The 3,210-nt window shown below is 37.0% G+C and carries 4 protein-coding genes; 1 reads left to right on the top strand and 3 read right to left on the bottom strand.

Annotated elements, in window-relative coordinates; genetic code table 11:
* From QZ276_RS00245 to QZ276_RS00235, 3 genes are all read right to left on the bottom strand, one after another.
* The coding region (locus tag QZ276_RS00245) for a DUF1538 family protein (RefSeq protein WP_292484195.1) at positions 1–224 on the bottom strand (224 nt) is incomplete at its 3' end.
* On the bottom strand, positions 224–823 hold the full coding sequence (locus tag QZ276_RS00240) for a DUF1538 domain-containing protein (RefSeq protein ID WP_292484193.1): 600 nt from the start codon (positions 821–823) through the stop codon (positions 224–226). The genes QZ276_RS00240 and QZ276_RS00245, both read right to left, overlap by 1 nt.
* Before the next feature lie 58 nt (positions 824–881).
* Entirely contained in the window at positions 882–2,114 is a 1,233-nt protein-coding gene (locus QZ276_RS00235) for a transposase (RefSeq protein WP_292484192.1), read from the bottom strand.
* A 175-nt stretch (positions 2,115–2,289) separates the two neighbouring features.
* Between QZ276_RS00235 and QZ276_RS00230 the strand changes: the two genes are divergently transcribed.
* A partial coding sequence (locus tag QZ276_RS00230; protein ID WP_292484190.1) for a transposase occupies positions 2,290–3,210 on the top strand: 921 nt, incomplete at its 3' end.

The raw sequence follows: 3,210 nt of genomic DNA, 5'->3' as shown, positions 1-3,210 counted from the left end.
TCACCAATTTCTTGCCCAACTGGCAAAAACCCATTGTATACACCATAAAGGAATAGTATCATACCAATAGCAGTAAGTATTATTCCTATAATTAATTTAAGTAATTCCAGTCTTGGAAATTTGAGATATAGAATCTGGAAAATTGCAAAAAATATCAATAATGGTAACAATGCTTCCAATACTTCTATTAAAACTGTTAGTAATCCATGCTCTCCATAAAGCATTAGATAAACACACCCATTAACATGACAGTGATTATTGGACCTATCGATGCAAGACCAATTAACCCAAATCCATCTGAAAGTTCGGATTTACCACCAAGCATCGAAGCTATCCCTATACCAAGTGCAAGTATCACAGGTACTGCTAATGGTCCGGTGGTCACTCCTCCAGCATCAAAAGAAATTGCAAGAAATTCTGGTGGTGTGAAGAAAGACAGTATAATCACAAAAAGATAGCCGACAGTGAACAGATATTTAATAGGTATTCCATAAGCAATTCTGAGCATGGATATTGCTACAAATACTCCAAGCCCTAATGCAATAGAAATAATCAATGCGATTCGGGACACTCCTTCAGATACCATAGCAAACATGCTGCTTAAAACCCGTACATCTGGTTCGGCAATTGTAACCAGAAATGCCAGTAAAAAGGTTATAACTATAATAAACAACAGTGAGCCATGTTTTGGCAGTTCAGAACCAGTGGATTCACCCATGGGCAGCATACCAAGTTTAACACCCATCAGGAAAAGTCCCATTCCCAGTATAACCATGACAGCACCAGATAAAAACGGCAATATCAACCCTAGGTCAGGCCCCACAAAAACAAGTATAAGTGAACTACCGCTGAGCTAAAGACTCAGCGGCTTCGGAAGAAGTCTACCTTGAAAGTCTTATTCTTCCAGGGGAGTTCACATCCCCACTATCGGTTATCCCTGAAAGGGAATCACCGATTACCTTTCTCAGAATATTCAATGCTCCATTGATATCGGCATTGATCAGTCTACCTGTAGATGACTGGAAGATACCCCGTTTCGATCTCTTACCAAGATACTTCTTATGTTTTCTAATGGGTTCTAAAGCCAGTGCATCTACCTTGCTGGTATAAGCTTCGTTTACTTCGTGATACTTAATACCATGGTATTCACACTTAGAAGCTAATTTCTGTTTAAATCTAGAAAACGGTATCTTCTGGAAGTTCTGGGTGTTTTCTTTACCGATGTTTTGTTCTTGTTTGATTTCTTTCATCTCTCCAATCACAATATTGCCGATTCTATTTTCCAGACAGTGTTTCACTATATGATTAACACACTGGTTCATAAAATCATTTATCTTCCAGAATCTTTTATTAGAAAAACTATCCATATTGATTCCATTATCTACATTCTGTTTATCGTAGACTGACTGTAACCTGCTCTTCTCCTTGTTCCACCAGCGGTTGTAAGATTTGATACTCCTGCCGTCTAATATGAAAGCAGTCCCGCTGGTTGTTACACAGGTCGCAAAGTTGTCCACTCCAAGGTCTATCGACAGATGTCTGTTATAATCCAGTTCAGCTATCTCCCCATCTTCATGATATACATATTCAATCTCGAACCATCTACCCTTGTATTTCGGGATAATCCTAACCTGATTAATGTATTGACCTATTACGTTATCAGGTATCTTGAAATATAGATACTTGGTTCCATAAGTTTTGTAATAATCTAAACCCAACGATAATCTGATTTTACCGTCGATAACCTTCAGTTGATCTTTCTTGAATGTACATATGAAATTACTGTCTTTATCCAGATACTTTGGGAGAGAAACTGGTTTCTCATATTCTCCTTTTCTTTTTTTATCCAGAAGCTTAAAGAACGATTTCATACCACCATCTACAGTTTCCACAGTATTCTGGGCAACCTGAGATGGCATCAATTTGTAATTCTCGTTCTCTTTAACCGTGTGATAAGCAGTATTCTTATTGAGATATTTCCCATAGTTGAAGAAATACTGCCTGATGGTGTACAATGTATAATTGTACAGGTTCTTGGACAGTTTGGTCAACCTCTTCAAAGTTTCATAGGTCTGCTTATCAGCACGGAGATGGTTCTTCTGGGTCAGATACATGCATTATACAATCGTTTAGCAAAATACTTATACTTTTTTTGACTCTTTGTTATACCACGATGCTAAAAACATCGTGGTTTTCTTCATCTTTATAAAACGGGATAATCGCTAGCAGTAGATAAAATTTAAATAGTTTTGAAACATATAATCAGTATCAAGTTAAAGAGTGGGGTTGATGGTTCGTAAAGAATGTCAAAACTGCAGGAATTTACGATTCAAGATACATCCAACTCCTGAGCAGGAGGAAAAACTGGATGAAACTTTAGAGTACTGCAGGTCAATCTGGAACCATCTTCTGTCACTCCAAGTCGATTTATACGAAAGATCCGGTCTATCTGTAAAAAGATCAGATTTGGAAAGATATCTAAAAAATCTGGATTATCCTATACATTCATCAGTAAGACTGGATATATTCCAGAGATTATGTTTTGCTTATGACAAGTTTTTTGATGATTTGAAAAAAGGGAGACTGAAAAACACCAGACTTAAAAAAGGGATGTTTGTTAAAAAGAAAGACGTTCCCTGTGGGAACAATTTATCAGGATTTATCAAATACGATGGAATTCTTCCGAAAGGTCATCCCAAATTCAAGAGTAAAGAAGATTTCAGTAGTTTCAGATATAAACAGCATGGGAACGGGTGGAAACTTGAAGAAGATAAGTTATATTTATCCAAAATAACCGGTAAATCAAATCCCATCAAGATTGATGTCGATATACTACCAGATGGCGAACTGGAGACCTGCACTCTGAAAAAGGAAGGTAAACAATGGTTTGCATATCTGACCGTAGAATTGTCAGAAAACCCAACTCCTGAAACACCTGAAAACGCTGTAGGTATTGATCTGGGACTGAAATCTTTCATAACTACATCAGATGATGATTTTGTCAACCCACCAAGATTTCTCAGGAAAGCTGAGAAAAGACTTGCTAAAGAACAGCGAAAATTATCGAGAATGAAATTCAGATTAAACAATTATAATAAGCAGAAACAGAAAGTGAACAGAATTCACAGGAAAGTTGTTGCTGCTAGAAACCATTTCTCGCATTGTCTGAGCAAATTATTGGTAGAGAGATACGACCTGATTGTATTTGAG

This window comes from Methanohalobium sp. (assembly GCF_018609725.1).
In the GTDB taxonomy this organism is placed as follows: domain Archaea; phylum Halobacteriota; class Methanosarcinia; order Methanosarcinales; family Methanosarcinaceae; genus Methanohalobium.
The sequence above is the reverse complement of the archived record's forward strand: the minus strand, read 5'-3'. Positions and strand labels throughout refer to the sequence as shown.